Origin of the sequence: Aliarcobacter faecis (assembly GCF_013201705.1) — a bacterium.
In the GTDB taxonomy this organism is placed as follows: Bacteria; Campylobacterota; Campylobacteria; order Campylobacterales; family Arcobacteraceae; genus Aliarcobacter; species Aliarcobacter faecis.
Genome location: NZ_CP053837.1, coordinates 1445573 through 1459860 on the forward strand (window position 1 = coordinate 1445573; position 14288 = coordinate 1459860).

At 26.0% G+C, this 14288-nt stretch carries 14 protein-coding genes and 1 pseudogene; 10 read left to right on the forward strand and 5 right to left on the reverse strand.

Features of this window, described 5'->3' with window-relative positions; all coding sequences use genetic code 11:
* Positions 1-432 precede the first annotated feature (432 nt).
* The 6 genes and pseudogenes from AFAEC_RS12415 to AFAEC_RS07290 all read left to right on the forward strand — a co-directional run bounded on the left by AFAEC_RS12415 (position 433) and on the right by AFAEC_RS07290 (position 6843).
* Positions 433-891 carry a methyl-accepting chemotaxis protein gene (locus AFAEC_RS12415; RefSeq protein WP_407649294.1) on the forward strand — a complete coding sequence of 153 codons (459 nt, stop codon included), beginning with the start codon at positions 433-435 and terminating at the stop codon, positions 889-891.
* Positions 892-941: 50 nt separating this feature from the next.
* Positions 942-1037, forward strand: a pseudogene (locus AFAEC_RS12310) (hypothetical protein); the annotation flags it as partial.
* A gap of 254 nt (positions 1038-1291) precedes the next feature.
* Entirely contained in the window at positions 1292-1663 is a 372-nt protein-coding gene (locus AFAEC_RS07275; protein ID WP_026805404.1) for a response regulator, read from the forward strand.
* Positions 1663-3540 carry a PAS domain S-box protein gene (locus AFAEC_RS07280; RefSeq protein ID WP_026805403.1) on the forward strand — a complete coding sequence of 626 codons (1878 nt, stop codon included), beginning with the start codon at positions 1663-1665 and terminating at the stop codon, positions 3538-3540. The genes AFAEC_RS07275 and AFAEC_RS07280 overlap by 1 nt, the downstream gene beginning before the upstream one ends.
* Positions 3537-5972: a PAS domain-containing sensor histidine kinase gene (locus AFAEC_RS07285; RefSeq protein ID WP_026805402.1), complete on the forward strand. Its 2436-nt coding sequence runs from the start codon at positions 3537-3539 to the stop codon at positions 5970-5972. Before AFAEC_RS07280 ends, AFAEC_RS07285 begins: the two co-directional genes overlap by 4 nt.
* Before the next feature lie 37 nt (positions 5973-6009).
* Positions 6010-6843 carry a TIGR00282 family metallophosphoesterase gene (locus AFAEC_RS07290; protein ID WP_026805401.1) on the forward strand — a complete coding sequence of 278 codons (834 nt, stop codon included), beginning with the start codon at positions 6010-6012 and terminating at the stop codon, positions 6841-6843.
* Between the two features lie 20 nt (positions 6844-6863).
* Here AFAEC_RS07290 and trpC read toward each other — a convergent pair whose 3' ends face one another.
* From trpC to AFAEC_RS07310, 4 genes are read right to left on the reverse strand one after another with little or no spacing between them, the layout of a single operon-like run.
* On the reverse strand, positions 6864-7658 hold the full coding sequence (gene trpC, locus AFAEC_RS07295; RefSeq protein WP_026805400.1) for an indole-3-glycerol phosphate synthase TrpC: 795 nt from the start codon (positions 7656-7658) through the stop codon (positions 6864-6866).
* Complete coding sequence (locus AFAEC_RS07300) at positions 7655-8959, reverse strand: tetratricopeptide repeat protein (protein ID WP_026805399.1); 1305 nt, start codon at positions 8957-8959, stop codon at positions 7655-7657. Before AFAEC_RS07300 ends, trpC begins: the two co-directional genes overlap by 4 nt.
* Positions 8935-9318 carry a YkgJ family cysteine cluster protein gene (locus AFAEC_RS07305; RefSeq protein WP_026805415.1) on the reverse strand — a complete coding sequence of 128 codons (384 nt, stop codon included), beginning with the start codon at positions 9316-9318 and terminating at the stop codon, positions 8935-8937. Before AFAEC_RS07305 ends, AFAEC_RS07300 begins: the two co-directional genes overlap by 25 nt.
* The gene (locus AFAEC_RS07310; RefSeq protein WP_026805398.1) at positions 9311-10027 is read right to left on the reverse strand and encodes a tRNA1(Val) (adenine(37)-N6)-methyltransferase; all 717 of its coding nucleotides are present in this window, start codon (positions 10025-10027) and stop codon (positions 9311-9313) included. Before AFAEC_RS07310 ends, AFAEC_RS07305 begins: the two co-directional genes overlap by 8 nt.
* A gap of 141 nt (positions 10028-10168) precedes the next feature.
* Here AFAEC_RS07310 and AFAEC_RS07315 point away from each other — a divergent pair, with 141 nt between their 5' ends.
* From AFAEC_RS07315 to AFAEC_RS07330, 4 genes are read left to right on the forward strand one after another with little or no spacing between them, the layout of a single operon-like run.
* Positions 10169-10498 carry a 4Fe-4S binding protein gene (locus AFAEC_RS07315; protein ID WP_026805397.1) on the forward strand — a complete coding sequence of 110 codons (330 nt, stop codon included), beginning with the start codon at positions 10169-10171 and terminating at the stop codon, positions 10496-10498.
* A gap of 2 nt (positions 10499-10500) precedes the next feature.
* A complete protein-coding gene (locus AFAEC_RS07320; protein ID WP_026805396.1) occupies positions 10501-11631 on the forward strand; it encodes a 2-oxoglutarate synthase subunit alpha in 1131 nt (376 codons plus the stop codon).
* Position 11632: 1 nt separating this feature from the next.
* On the forward strand, positions 11633-12466 hold the full coding sequence (locus AFAEC_RS07325) for a 2-oxoglutarate ferredoxin oxidoreductase subunit beta (protein WP_026805395.1): 834 nt from the start codon (positions 11633-11635) through the stop codon (positions 12464-12466).
* Between the two features lie 9 nt (positions 12467-12475).
* Positions 12476-13042, forward strand: a complete 567-nt coding sequence (locus AFAEC_RS07330; RefSeq protein WP_026805394.1) for a 2-oxoacid:acceptor oxidoreductase family protein — start codon at positions 12476-12478, stop codon at positions 13040-13042.
* 25 nt (positions 13043-13067) lie between these two features.
* Here AFAEC_RS07330 and AFAEC_RS07335 read toward each other — a convergent pair whose 3' ends face one another.
* Positions 13068-14195: an iron-containing alcohol dehydrogenase gene (locus tag AFAEC_RS07335; RefSeq protein ID WP_026805393.1), complete on the reverse strand. Its 1128-nt coding sequence runs from the start codon at positions 14193-14195 to the stop codon at positions 13068-13070.
* Positions 14196-14288: the final 93 nt, after the last annotated feature.

Genomic DNA, 14288 nt, shown 5'->3' on the forward strand with positions numbered 1-14288 from the left:
GAACAAAAAAATAAAGATTTAGAGAATCTTTCAAAAAAATATTCAAATGAGTTGGAAAATATCTCGAAAAATAGTGAAAAATCTTGTGAAATTTATAAACAAATTGCAAGTTTTTCACAAGAAGAAGGCTTAGTTGTTTTTGATGAAAACAACAAACTCTTTTTTGCAAACTCTTTGTCCAAATCAAATATAAAAGATTTTACTCCAGTTTTAAATAGTGTTTTAAATGGACAAAATAGAATTATTTTAGATGAGTGTGAAGCGAATTTAGAAGTTAAGAATTTTGAGAACTATAAAATTGTAAGTTTAAAAAGAACTTCTATTCATGATAATAAAGATGGTGGACTTCTTTCAAGACATAATAATAATATGACGAAATCTCTAAGTGATACACAAAGCACTTATTTAAGTCTTTTAGATGAACTTCAAGAGATGCAAACAGAGTCAAAAGAGACAGCACTTGGTTCTACAAAAGGATTAAATCTAATAAATGAGATAGTTGTTGATACAGATAATTTACATAAAGAAATAGCAATTGAAAATATTATTGTTGAATCTTTAGTATCAAAAAGTAAAGATATTGCACAAGTTATTAATATTATTCAAGAGATAGCTTTTCAAACAAATATTCTTTCATTAAATGCGGCAGTAGAAGCAGCAACAGCAGGAGAAGCAGGAAAAGGTTTTGCCGTTGTTGCTCAAGAGGTTAGAAATTTGGCAAGTAGAAGTGCTGATGCAGCAAAACAGATAAAAGATGTAGTTACAACAATTCAAAAAGAGACTGAAAAGATAAAAGAGAGTTCAGACTCTGTTACTACAGTTGTAAATGAGACAAAACTAAGAATAGAGCAGTTTATGAAGTTGAAAGTATCTCAAATAAAATTTTTATAAACCTTGCAAAATTAGACCATGTTATTTATAAAAACAATCTATATCAACTAATTTTTGGTGGAAATCATAACTTTAAACCAGTTGATCATACAAATTGTAGGCTTGGTCAATGGTACAATGTTGGGCTAGGAAAACAAGAGTTTAGTTTTGTTCCTTCATATAAAGGTTTAGATAAATATCATCATACAGTTCACCATGAAGCAAATATTTTAGCAAAAGAGTGTTCAGGAAATAGTGTTTCTTGTTCTAAACAATTAATTGAAGATAAAATCTCTTTAGTTGAAGAAGCTAGTCAGCAAGTATTTATCTATTTGGATAAGATTTTAGACGAGAAGAATGACCAAGTTATGAAAGATGCTGCAAATAAACTATTTAATCAAACAGATAAAGAGGTAGTAAAATGAGTAAAAAATCAATTTTAATAATAGATGATGAATCAGAAATTTTAAATCTTTTAAGTAGATTCTTAAGTAGAAATCCAAACTTTTCTATAACAACATATGCAAATCCTGTTAGTGCAATTTCAGATTTTGAAAGAACTAATTATGATTTAGTTCTTCTTGATATTATGATGCCTCAAATGAATGGTTTAGAAGTTTTAGAAAAATTAAAAGCAAAAAAAGAGGATCAAAAAGTTGTTATGATGACAGCATATTCAACTTTAGATAAAGTTTTAAAATCACACAAAGAGGGTGCTACAAACTATGTTATGAAACCATTTTCTTCTCTTGAAGCTTTAGAAAAAAAAGTTATTGAAGTTTTAGAACAGTAATGAGCTATAAAAGCCCAAAATTTATTTTTTTATTTATATTTATAATATTATCTTTTGGGCTTTTTTTTATCTTTGATTTTTATAAAGAAAAAGAGATAAAATTATCATTAGAAAATAATAAAAAAGAGATTCTACATAAATATAGTGAAATTTTTAGAAACTATTTTGAGTTTGGTGAACTCATATATTTTAATGAATTTATAAAAGATAAAAAAATTTTAAATATTTTAAAAAATAGCTCTTTAAATCAAAAGAAATATATATATGAAAGTAGTGTAGATAGCTTTGCTTTTTACTCAAATTTGGGTCTATCAAATTTCAGTTTTTATAATTCTAATAAAGATTTAATTCTAAGTTTCAATGAAAAAAGTAGTATAAAAAAAGAGAATTTATCAAAAAATGATGATTTCTGTTTTGTAAAAAATGATGAAAAGCTTTATTTAGCATTTTTAAAACCAATATTTGATGAAAAACTAAATTTTTTAGGAATTTTAAGTTTAGAATTTTTATTTGATGATTTTATACAAAAACTTCAAAAAGAGTTAAATCTTACTATCTCTTATGAGATTTCTAAAATCTTAGAGGAAAAAGTAAAAAAAGATAAAATTTATATAAATATTTTCACTCTAAAAGATAAATCAAATCTATTTTTATTAGTACAAAATAATAATTCAGGAATAGAGGCAATAAATAAACTATTTTTAGAAATTTTTTGTTTAGCAATACTTTTTTTATCTATTTTAATTTTTGCAATATTTAAAATATTTGATTATAAAACAAAAATGTATATTGAAAAAAAAGATAATGAAGAGTTTTTTACTCATATAGATAAACATATTTTAAGACTAGATACTGATATAAATGGTAATATAGTTTATATTTCAAAAGCTTTTTGTAAAATCTCAGGATATACAGAAGAGGAGATTATTGGGAAAAATGTCTCTATTTTAAGACATCCTGATATGTCAAATACTTTTTATAGAAATCTTTGGAGTGAACTTAGAGAGACAAATTTTTGGCAAGGTGAAGTAAAAAATAAAGATAAATTTGGAAATACATATTGGATAAAAAGTGTAATTTTTCCAAAATATAATTTAAAAAATGAGCTAATTGGATTTAGATCAATACGATTTGATATAACATCTATTAAGCAACTAGAGAAGATAAATAGGCTTTTAAAAGAGGATTTATCAAATAAGTTAAATGAACTAAAACTTAAAGAAAAGACAGATATTGATGTGATAAAAATTGATTTGATGTCAAAAATTGTTGATTCTATGTCTCATTTATGGAAAGAACCAATATCAAAAATATCTTTAGAACTTCAAAAAATAGATAATCAAGAGATAAAAGATTTTGTTTCAAAAGAGCTTTTTTCTCTTTCAAATATGTTAAATGATTTTAAATCTATATTTAAGCACACAGCAGAAAAAACGAATCTTTTAACAGTTTTAGATAGTGTTAAAAAGAGTTTTACTGATGAAATAGATGGAAAAATTCTAAATATAAAGATTGATAAAAATTTAGATATAAATTTAAATATTCCAAAAAATGAGTTAAAAAATATATTAATAAATATTTTAAAAACCCAATTAGAGTGTTTAAAATTATCATCATTTTTTGATGTTAATATTTTTATCTCAGTTTTGAGTGAGTCTTCAGATAATGAGATAATTATAAAGATAGAGGATAATATCAAAAAAGATAAAGTAAATAGTTCTTTTGAAGAACTTTTAAATTCAAAAGATGATAAATTTTTTGATACATCTATTCACTTAGCAAAACTTTTAATAGAGAAAAATAGTGGTCTATTTTGGTATAAGAATAGTATATCAAATACTATTTACTATATAAAGTTAAGAAAAGATTTAATATGAAAATATCTGTTTTTTCAAAAATATTTCTAGTTTTTACTCTTTTCACTTTTGGTTTATTATCTATTCTATTTTTCATTTTTTACAATTTTTACTATTCATATAATATAAATGAGGATAAAAAAAATAGTGAATTTATAATTAATGAACAAGAAAAACTATTTAGAACTTTTATAAAAAAATATGATGAAAAGATAGTTTTAATAGAAAATATTATCTCAAATTTTAAAAGTGAAGATGAAATTGTAAGATTTATTAAAGATGTAATTTTTGAAGATAAAACTATTCTAAGTTTTAAAATAGTTGATTTAAATGCTAAAGAGAGTTTAAAAATATTAAATAATTCATATCATCAAAGTGAAGTTTTAGAGTATAGTAAACTCAGAAATCTCTTTGCAACAAACTATTTTAAATATATGAGGGCTTTAAATTATAAAGAGCTTTATCACTATTGTTTAAATGATGGTAAAAATAGTATGAATTTTATAATTAGGTCAAAAGATAATTTTTACTCAATAAAGATTAGTTTAGATCAGATTTTTGAAAATATCTTAAATAAATATCCTAAAAAAATATTTATTGCAAATACATATAATGATTATATAAATTCAATTATTCCAAAAGATTTCACTAAAAATGAATATATTATAAAAAAAATAGATATAGAAAAAGATAGTAATTTTACATTTTTAGTTGAATTAAATAAAGAGTTCAGAAATGATTTTGTAAATAATTATATTAAAATTATAAGTAGTTCAACTTTTATACTTTTATCTCTTTTAATATTCTTTTTTTCATTAACCATTTCATATTTATTAAATAAAAGATTAAATTTTAATAAAGCAGAGTTTATAAAAAATGAAAATAATATCTTAGAATTAAATGAAAGAGATAAGATTATAGATAGATATATAATGTCTATGGATATCTATCCAAATAAAGAGATAAAAGATTTAAGTAGCTCTTTAGCATATTTTTTGGGCTTTTCAAAAAATGAGTTAGTTGGTCATGATTATAGTCTATTATTTAAAAAAGATATGGGACAAATTGTAAATTTTGTAAAATCAAAAATAGAATTAAATAGTAAAACTTATATAGTTGAAGAGTTTGAAGGGATAAAAAAAAGTGGAGAGAATTTTTTCTTTAAAGTTTATGTTGAAGGTATTTTCAAAGATTTAAATTTAGATTATTATAGTTTGATATGTGAAGATATAAGTGATAAAAAAAGGGTTGAAAATCTCTATTTAGATTTAAATATTCAAGTAGATGAATATGATGCAATATTTCAAAATGTTGATAGTGGAGTTGCTCTTTTAAATAAAGATGGAAAGTTTTTAAAATTAAATAAAAAACTTTGTGAAATTTTGGGATATGAAAGTAGAGAACTTTTAAATTTAAATAGTGTTGACCTTATAAGTGAAGAGTCTAAAAATGTTTTTCTAAAAATTTTATCAACTCTTGATGATTTAGGAAGTATAAGTAAAATAGAGAGAATATTTATAAAAAAAGATAAGACACCAATTCATTTAGAACTATCTTTAACTCTTATCTCATATACAAATAAGATAGTTTTTGTTTTAAATCAACTTGAAGATAAGATAAAACTTCAAGAGTTAAATATTTCATTAGAACAAAGAATAAAACAAGAGCTTGAAAAAAGTAATGCAAAAGATAAAATACATCTTCAAGAACAGATAAAAAATGCAAAACTAAGCTATATTGGAGCTATGGCAGCTGGAATTGTGCATGAGATTAATACTCCACTTACATATATAAAGGGAAATCTTGAACTTATGCAGTATGATATAAATAATTTGCCAAATGATGAGATAAAAGATAGAATGCTTTATGATAGCAATAAAATAAAAGAAGGAATTATTAGATTAGCAAATATTATTGAATCTATGAGAGAGATGTCAGAAAGCACTAAAGAGATAAAAGAGGTGGTAAATCTTTACTCAACTTTACTTACAGTTCTTACTATGGCTTATAATAAATCAAAACAAATCTCTAAAATATATATAAATGATAAACTTTTCAATATAGATAATATTGATAAAAATGAGTATGTATTTAATAGTAAAGTTCAAAAACAAAGGCTTGAACAAGTTTGGGTTATTATTTTAAATAATGCTTTAGATGAGTTAATAAAAATTGAAGATTATGAAAAAAGATTTATAAATATCTCTATTTTTGAAGAAAATAAAAATATTGTAATTAGATTTAAAGATAATGCAGGTGGAATAGATGAAGATATTATAGATGATATATTTGATCCTTTTGTATCTTCAAAAGAACAAGGTGGAATGGGTGTTGGATTGAATATTGCAAAAAAAATAGTAGATGAACAAAATGGAGAAATTATAGCTTTTAATGAAGATAATGGAGCTGTTTTTGAAATACGATTAAAAAAATATGAAGAAGATTTAGTTTAATCTAATATAATAAGAAAATTTTTTATAAAGAAGATAGATGAGAATAGCATTTATAGGTGATATTGTAGGTCGCCCTGGAAGAAAAATAATTAAAGAGAATTTAAAATCTATAAGAAAAGAGTTTAATATTGATTTTGTAATAGCAAATGGTGAAAATGCAAGTCATGGTTTTGGTCTTACAATTGAAAGTTCTAAAGAGTTATTTTCAAGTGGAATTGATTTAATAACTGGTGGAAATCATAGTTTCGATAAGAAAAAAGATATGAGTGTTTTACTTGAAAATGGAGCTGTTTTAAGACCGCATAACTATCCTGATGGAGTAATTGGAACTGGGCTTAAAATTTGTGATGTAAAAGTTGATTCAGATAGTGAAAAGGTAGAAAAATTAGCAGTTTTAAATCTAATGGGACAATATTCAATGCCAATCGTTGATAATCCATTTAATCTAGCAAAAAAAGTCATTCAAGAATTAAAAGAGAAAAATATAAAAAATATTTTTATAGATTTTCATGGTGAAGCAACAAGTGAGAAAAGAGTAATGCTTATGATGTTTAAAGGAAAAGTTAGTGCAATTTGTGGGACTCATACCCATGTAGGAACTGATGATTTACAAATATATGAAAATACGGCATATTTAAGTGACATTGGCTTAACTGGTTGCTATGATAATGTTATTGGAATGGACTCTTATGCTCCAATACAAAGGGCAACTACAGGTCTTGGAACACATTTTGAAGTTCCAAATTCATGTTTTTCTATTTTACAAATGATGATTGTAGATATCAAAGATGGAGTTGCAATAAATAGTTTTAAGATAAAAAAACTTTGCAATAATAGTGATTTAATAATTACTAAAGCTACCATTTTATAAAAAAGATTAAGAAGATAAGTTTAAAAATTTAAAGCATTTTTAAACTTTTTAAGCTCATTCTCAATACTTGGAACTCTCATAAAATGCTCTCCTATTAAAAAAGCATCTGCTCCAATAGAGTGTAAATTTTTGATAACTTCAACATCACTAACACCAGATTCTGCAACAATAATTTTATTATTTGGAATAATTGGAATTAGTTTTTCACAAAGAGTCATATCCATCTCAAAAGTTTCAAGATTTCTATGATTTATTCCTATAATATCTGCTCCACTTTTAATTGCTTTTTCTAAATCTTCTTTATCATGAATTTCTACTAAAACTTCTAATCCTAAAGTTCTAGCATAAGTATAAAGCTCCTTTAAATCCTTAGTACTTAAAGATTTTGCAATTAAGAGTATAAAATCCGCTCCATAAACTAAAGCTTCTAAAATTTGATATTTATCAAGTATAAAATCTTTTCTTAAAAGTGGAGTTGGAACATATCTTCTTATTTGTGTTAAGTACTCTAAATTTCCTTGAAAATAGTGAGGTTCAGTTAATACAGAAATTGCATTTGCTCCATTTTTACTATATTCACTTGCAATAAAAAGTGGATCAAAATCTGCTTTTATTACACCTTTACTTGGACTTGCTTTTTTAACCTCAGCAATTATTCTTATAGGCTCATCTTTTGTACTTTTTAAATAGCTCTTTACATCTCTTGGCATATATGGATTTGAAGATAAACTTCTCCCCAACATATCAAAAGGAAGCTCTTTTTTTCTTTTTTCTAAATCTTCTAAAGTTCTTCTATTTATCTCATCAAGTATCATTTACACTCCTTTATTTTTTCCCAATGTTGTTTTAATTCTTCATCTTCAAGCCCTACTTCATCAATTATCTTTTTCATAATACTATAAGCTGTTTTACAATTCTTAAGCTTATATTCACCCCACGCTAAAGTATCTAAATATGCTATATTTTCAGCATCTTGTTCAAGTGCTTTTTTTACTAAATCTACACCTTTTTTTATATCTAACTCATAATCTATTAATAAATATGCTAAAAAGTTTTGATAGATATGATTATTTGAACTTTGTAAAACTATTTCTAGTTTTTCTATAACACTAGGAACAATATCTTTTTTATTTGGTGCCATATCAAATTCAACAATAGCAAGCTCTGCTAAAATCTCTTTATCTTGACTCTCTTCATAAAGCTCTTTTAATAAATCTTTAGCCTTTTGTGGTTGATTTGTAGTTCTATAAGCAGCTACTAAAATATCATCTTTCTCTCTATTTTCTTCCCAAAAATCTATAATATGATCTTTTTTTATATATTTCCAAAACAGAGTTTTTGTATTATTTAATTGAAGCTGTGAATCATTATTTCTATAATAAAAAAACATCTCTTTTAAGATATATTCTATTTTTTTCTCATCTTTTAATATCTCATAAAAAGCTATTAGTTGTAAAGATAGATTAAAATCATAATCATATTTTTTCAAATTATCCTCAAGTTTTGAGACTGCTTCTTGTTGTCTATTTAGTTGAAAAAACTCTAAATTTGCAATAGTACTTAAAGTAATAGCATTTGAAGATATGGCAAAAGCTTTAGAGAATATATCATGAGCTTTTTGATACTCTTTTTGTGTTAAATAAATTGTTGCTAAAACATCATAATTTAATTCATTTGGATATAAAGCAACCAATTTTTCTGCATTTTTAGAAGCTTCTTCTACTTTATCAAGCTTTAACTGTGCAAAGCTATAAAGTCTTAATAAAATCTCTTCTTCTTTTATATTAGCTCTTAAATACTTTGCAATTGCAGCTTCAACAAAAACAAAATCTTTTAGTTGAGTTGCTAAAGAGACAGAATTTACTAAATATTCATATTTATTTGTATGCTCAAAAAGCTTAAAATATACATCTCTTGCTTCATAATATACTCTTTCATTTTCCATCTCTAAAGCATACATTATATAAAAATCTTCTAATTCAAATGGTTTTGGTTCCACTTTTTCAAATACTCTATTATTAACTTTAGTATCATAAGATATTTTTTTTGTAACACAAGCTGTAAAAAATAGTGCTATTAAAAAAACAATAGCTAAATTTTTATTATTCCAGGGCATTCTTTATACACCTCATTTTCATTTCTTTTAAAATAATCCCAAAAAGGAAAAGTCCTACATTGAATAGGTCTTGCCTCATATATCATACACTGTTTTTTTTCTAAATTAAAAAAACAACAAGCAAAATTATTTTTATCTAATTTTATCTCTTTTATACTATATTTATACCCTACTTTATAAAGACATTTTTCAATTAAGTCTTCAATAGAGATTTTTAAATATTTTGCCAAAGTATCTATCTCATTTTTACTTATCCAAATATAACCACTATCACCTATACAACAATTTCCTGCACAACTTTCACAAGCTTTAGGATTAAATGCAAAATTATATCCATCTTTTTTTATTAAACTACTCACATTCAACCTTTACACTATGTGTTCCTGCTTCTTTGTAAATATTTTGAACATTTTGTGTAAACTCTTTAACTTCGTCAAAAACAACTAAAGGCTCAAATATTCTAACAAGTGATTTTGAATCTTTTTTTGTATAAACCATAACTAAACTAGCCTCTTTTGAGATATTTGGATAAACAAATTGTAAAGATTCAAGGTTTAATTTAAACTCATTTAAATATAAAATAATTTCATTTAACTGTTTACTATCATAACAGAAAAAAAACTTTCCACCATTTTTCAAAACATCTGAAGCTTTTTTTATAAAATCTCTTAAAGGCAGAGAGTCATTATATCTTGCAATTTTTATATTCTCATTTTCACTTTTTATAACATTACAGTGATAAAAAGGAGGATTTGAAACACAAAAATCAAACTTTTTATCAAAATTAAAATCCAAAAATGAACCTTTGTGCATTATTGAAACAATATTATTTATAGCTGAATTCTTAATTGAAAGGAATTGAAAAATTTCTTGAATTTCTACTTGATTTAAAACTATTTTATGATACTTTTTTGCTAATAATAGCCCTAAAATACCACTTCCACTTCCAATATCCAAAAGTTCGCCATTTATATTTTTATACTTTTCTAAATTTTTACAAATAAAATTAAACAAAAAATGTGTATCACTGTTGTAACAATAACCATTTTGTGGTTGATATAGTACCAAAAAGCTTCCTTTTTTAAAATCCCTTGATTATATCCAAATTATTTATATTTTTCTTTTAATAATATAAGCAAAGATATTGTACTATTACTAGCATAAATTATAAAATTTATAAATTTTAATTATATTTAATGAAGGTAAATTATGTCAAATATTGAGGCTCCTTTAAAAACACCTGTATGGGTTGATGAAAGTAGATGTAAAGCATGTGATAGATGTGTATCTGTTTGTCCTGCTGGAGTACTAGGGATGAGACAAGATATTCACTCAACTTTAGGTTCTATGGCTACAGTTGTTCATCCTGATGCTTGTATTGGGTGTAATGACTGTGAACTATCTTGCCCTGATTTTGCAATTTTTGTAGCAGATAAAAAAGAGTTTAAGTTCGCAAAATTAAGTGAAGATGCAAAACAAAGACAAGAAAAAATTATAAAAAATAGTTATAAAATATTAGATGAAGATAAGAAGGTTTGATTATGTCAAGAGAATTAATATCAACAGGAAATGAATTAGCAGCTTTAGCAGCAGTTGATTCAAAATGTGAATTTTTTGGAGGATATCCTATTACTCCTTCAAGTGAAATAATGCACTCATTATCATCAAAACTACCTGCAATTGGTGGAGTTTGTATTCAAATGGAAGATGAAATAGCAGGAATTTGTTCTGCTTTAGGAGCTGCTATGAGTGGTAAAAGATCAATGACAGCATCTTCTGGTCCTGGAATTTCACTAAAATCTGAAAATTTAGGACTTGGATATATTGCTGAAGTCCCTTTAGTTGTTATAAATGTAATGAGAGGAGGACCTTCAACTGGACTTCCTACAAGAGTGGCACAAGGTGATATTTTACAAGCAAAAAATCCAACTCATGGAGATGTAAAATCTATTACTTTAATGCCTGGAAATTTAACAGAGTGTTATAGTGAAGTTGTACGAGCTTTTAATCTAGCAGATAGATTTATGCAACCAGTTTTTGTTTTACTTGATGAAACTATTGGTCATATGGCTGGAAAAGTTACTCTTCCAGATTTAAAAGAGATAGAAGAAAACATAATCTTGCGAAAAAGATTTAATGGTGATAAAAAAGATTATCTCCCTTATGGTGTAAAAGATGATGAACCAGCGGTTTTAAATCCTATGTTTGAGGGATTTAGATATCACTTTACAGGGCTTCATCACGGACCAACTGGTCATCCAACAGAAGATGGAGTTGTTTGTGATGCTTTAATGAAAAGATTATTTAAAAAAGTTGAAGCTCATACAGATGAACTAGAATTAAATGAAGAGTATATGTTAGATGATGCAGATATTTTAATAATTGCTTATGGTTCAGTATCACTAGGTGCTAAAGAGGCTATAAACCGTCTTCGAAAAGAGGGAATAAAAGCTGGAATGTTTAGACCAAAAACTATTTGGCCAAGCCCTGAAAAAAGAATAAAAGAGCTTGTAAACAGATTTGATAAAGTTTTAGTTGCTGAACTTAATATGGGACAATATACTCAAGAGATACAAAGAGTTAGTGGAAGATTAAACTTTGATACACTTTTAAAAGCAAATGGAAGACCACTTTCACCACTTGAAATAATAGAAAAAGTAAAAGGAATGTAATATGGCTTTTAACTATGATGAATATTTAAGAACAGATAAAATGCCAACTTTATGGTGTTGGGGATGTGGTGATGGAGTTATATTAAAAGCATTAATTAGAGCTATTGATAAACTTGGTTGGAATATGGATGATGTTTGTGTTGTTTCTGGGATTGGGTGTTCTGGAAGATTTAGTTCATATATAAATTGTAATACTGTTCACACAACACATGGAAGAACTTTGGCTTATGCAACTGGTATAAAACTTGCAAATCCAAACAAAAAAGTAATAGTTGTTGGTGGAGATGGAGATGGATTAGCTATTGGTGGAAATCATACAATTCATGCAAGTAGAAGAAATATTGATTTAACATATATTTTAATTAATAACTTTATTTATGGTCTTACAAACTCTCAAACAAGTCCAACAACTCCAAAGGGAATGTGGACAGCAACAATGGAGAGAGGAAATATTGACCCAACATTTGACTCTTGTAAATTAGTTGAAGCTGCTGGTGCTTCTTTTGTTGCAAGAGAGACTATGATTGATCCAAAAAAGCTTGAAAAAACTTTAGTAAAAGCTCTTGAGCATAAAGGTTTTTCATATTTAGAGGTATTTTCTAATTGCCATGTAAATTTAGGAAGAAAAAACAAAATGGCAAGTGCAACAGCAAATTTAGAGTGGATAGACTCAATTTCTCTAGCAAAAACTAAGTTTGATATGCTTGAAGATAGTGAGAAAGATGGAAAATTCCCAACTGGAGTTTTAAAACAAGATTTAGAAGCACTTGAATATTGTGAAGCTTATGAAAAAGTAAAAGAGGCTCACAAAAATAAAACTATGGTTGAGTTATAAGGAGCAAATATGTCACAAAATCGAACTTTAATGAGATTTACAGGGGTTGGTGGTCAAGGTGTACTTCTAGCTGGTGAAATTTTTGCTGCTGCAAAGATTAACAATGGTGGATTTGGTCTAAAAACAGCAACTTATACTTCACAAGTTCGTGGTGGTCCAACTGTTGTTGATATAACTTTACAAGATGAAGAGATAATCTACCCTTATGCAAATGATGGTGAGATAGATTTTATGCTTTCTGTTGCTCAAATCTCTTTTGATCTATTTAAAAATGGAGTAAAAAATGGTGCAACAATAGTAGTTGAACCAAACTTAGTAAGACCAAGCAATGAAGATAAAAATAGATGGAATATTATTGAAATCCCTATTATTACAATAGCAAAAGAGGAAGTAGGAAATGTAATTACTCAATCTATTTTAGCTTTAGCAATAGCAAACTATTTTACAGGAGAAACAATTCCAAAAGAGGTTTTAAGAAGTACAATGCTTTCAAAAATCCCTGCAAAACTTCACGATATGAATAATAAAGCTTATGATTTAGGTTATAAATATGCCAAAGAGGCTGATAATAGATAAGCTAAAATTAGGGTTTCCCCTAATTTTAAAGAGCATTATTTAAAATCTTCTCTAAATCATCTTTTGAAATCTCTTCTTGAAATGATAAATTTTTAATAATTTCAGATATATTCTTTTCATCTAAATCAAACTGTTTTAATCTTGTAGGAGTTCCTATTTTATTAAACCAATTTTCTAAAGCAACTATGCCTTCAATTGCACTATTTTTTCCAAAAACCTCTTTTGCAAATCTTATAAATTGTACCTCATTATTTTTATAATACCACTTCATCCAAGCTGGCATTACAACAGATAATCCTGCACCATGAGGTACATTATAAAGTGCTGAAAGTGAATGTTCTATCATATGATTTGGAAAAGAAAAACCAGCTGTTCCAACCGTTGTTGTTCCATTTAGTGCATTTGTTGCAGCCCAAGCAAACTCTCCTCTTGCACTATAATCATCTGGATTTTCTATTAAAATCTCTGTTGTTCTTATAACTGTTTTTATAATATTTTCTACATAACCACTATTATATTGTGATTGAATTTTTGCAGTAAAATATCCTTCAATACAGTGAGCTATAATATCTGAAGCTGAATAAACTAAATAATCCTTTGAAACACTCTTTTGAAGTTCTGGATTTATAACTGATATTTTTGGATAAATAAGTGGTGACCAAATATTAAACTTTTGTTTTGTTTTCTCATTTGTTATAACAGCATAACCATTCATCTCACTTCCTGTTGCTGCTAGAGTTATAATATCAAAAATAGGTAATGCCTTTGTAATTTGCTCTTTACCTAAAAAGAAATCCCAAATTTCACACTCACTTAAACTTCCAACAGCGATTGTCTTTGAACTATCAAGCACTGAACCACCACCAACACTTAAAATAGCTTCAACTTTTTGCTCTTTTGCCATTTTTATAGCTTCTCTTACAGTTTTTATAATTGGGTTACTTATAACTCCACCAAAGCTTACAAACTCTATACTATTCTCTTTTAAACTCTTCTCAACTGTATCAAAAAGCCCATCTTTTTTTATTCGTTCACTTCCATAAACTAGCAAAACTTTTTTTACACCAAACTCACTTATATATTTTCCTATATTTTTCTCTTTATCTTTTCCAAACTCAACTCTTGTTGGATTATAAAAACTAAAATTTTCCATAAATACTCCTTTTTTTATCTCTAATATTATAAACAAATATTTTTATTTTTAGTTGCAAAATACTTTATTTTGTTTGCCTAATACTTCAAATTT

Excerpts from the sequence above, each read along its gene's own strand:
- AFAEC_RS07315 (WP_026805397.1), top strand. The coding sequence starts at position 10,169 with ATGTCAAATATTGAGGCTCCTTTAAAAACACCTGTATGGGTTGATGAA.
- AFAEC_RS07320 (WP_026805396.1), top strand. The coding sequence starts at position 10,501 with ATGTCAAGAGAATTAATATCAACAGGAAATGAATTAGCAGCTTTAGCA.
- AFAEC_RS07280 (WP_026805403.1), top strand. The coding sequence starts at position 1,663 with ATGAGCTATAAAAGCCCAAAATTTATTTTTTTATTTATATTTATAATA.
- AFAEC_RS07330 (WP_026805394.1), top strand. The coding sequence starts at position 12,476 with ATGTCACAAAATCGAACTTTAATGAGATTTACAGGGGTTGGTGGTCAA.
- AFAEC_RS07290 (WP_026805401.1), top strand. The coding sequence starts at position 6,010 with ATGAGAATAGCATTTATAGGTGATATTGTAGGTCGCCCTGGAAGAAAA.
- AFAEC_RS07335 (WP_026805393.1), bottom strand. The coding sequence starts at position 14,195 with ATGGAAAATTTTAGTTTTTATAATCCAACAAGAGTTGAGTTTGGAAAA.
- trpC (WP_026805400.1), bottom strand. The coding sequence starts at position 7,658 with ATGATACTTGATGAGATAAATAGAAGAACTTTAGAAGATTTAGAAAAA.
- AFAEC_RS07300 (WP_026805399.1), bottom strand. The coding sequence starts at position 8,959 with ATGCCCTGGAATAATAAAAATTTAGCTATTGTTTTTTTAATAGCACTA.
- AFAEC_RS07275 (WP_026805404.1), top strand. The coding sequence starts at position 1,292 with ATGAGTAAAAAATCAATTTTAATAATAGATGATGAATCAGAAATTTTA.
- AFAEC_RS07325 (WP_026805395.1), top strand. The coding sequence starts at position 11,633 with ATGGCTTTTAACTATGATGAATATTTAAGAACAGATAAAATGCCAACT.
- AFAEC_RS07285 (WP_026805402.1), top strand. The coding sequence starts at position 3,537 with ATGAAAATATCTGTTTTTTCAAAAATATTTCTAGTTTTTACTCTTTTC.
- AFAEC_RS12415 (WP_407649294.1), top strand. The coding sequence starts at position 433 with ATGCAAACAGAGTCAAAAGAGACAGCACTTGGTTCTACAAAAGGATTA.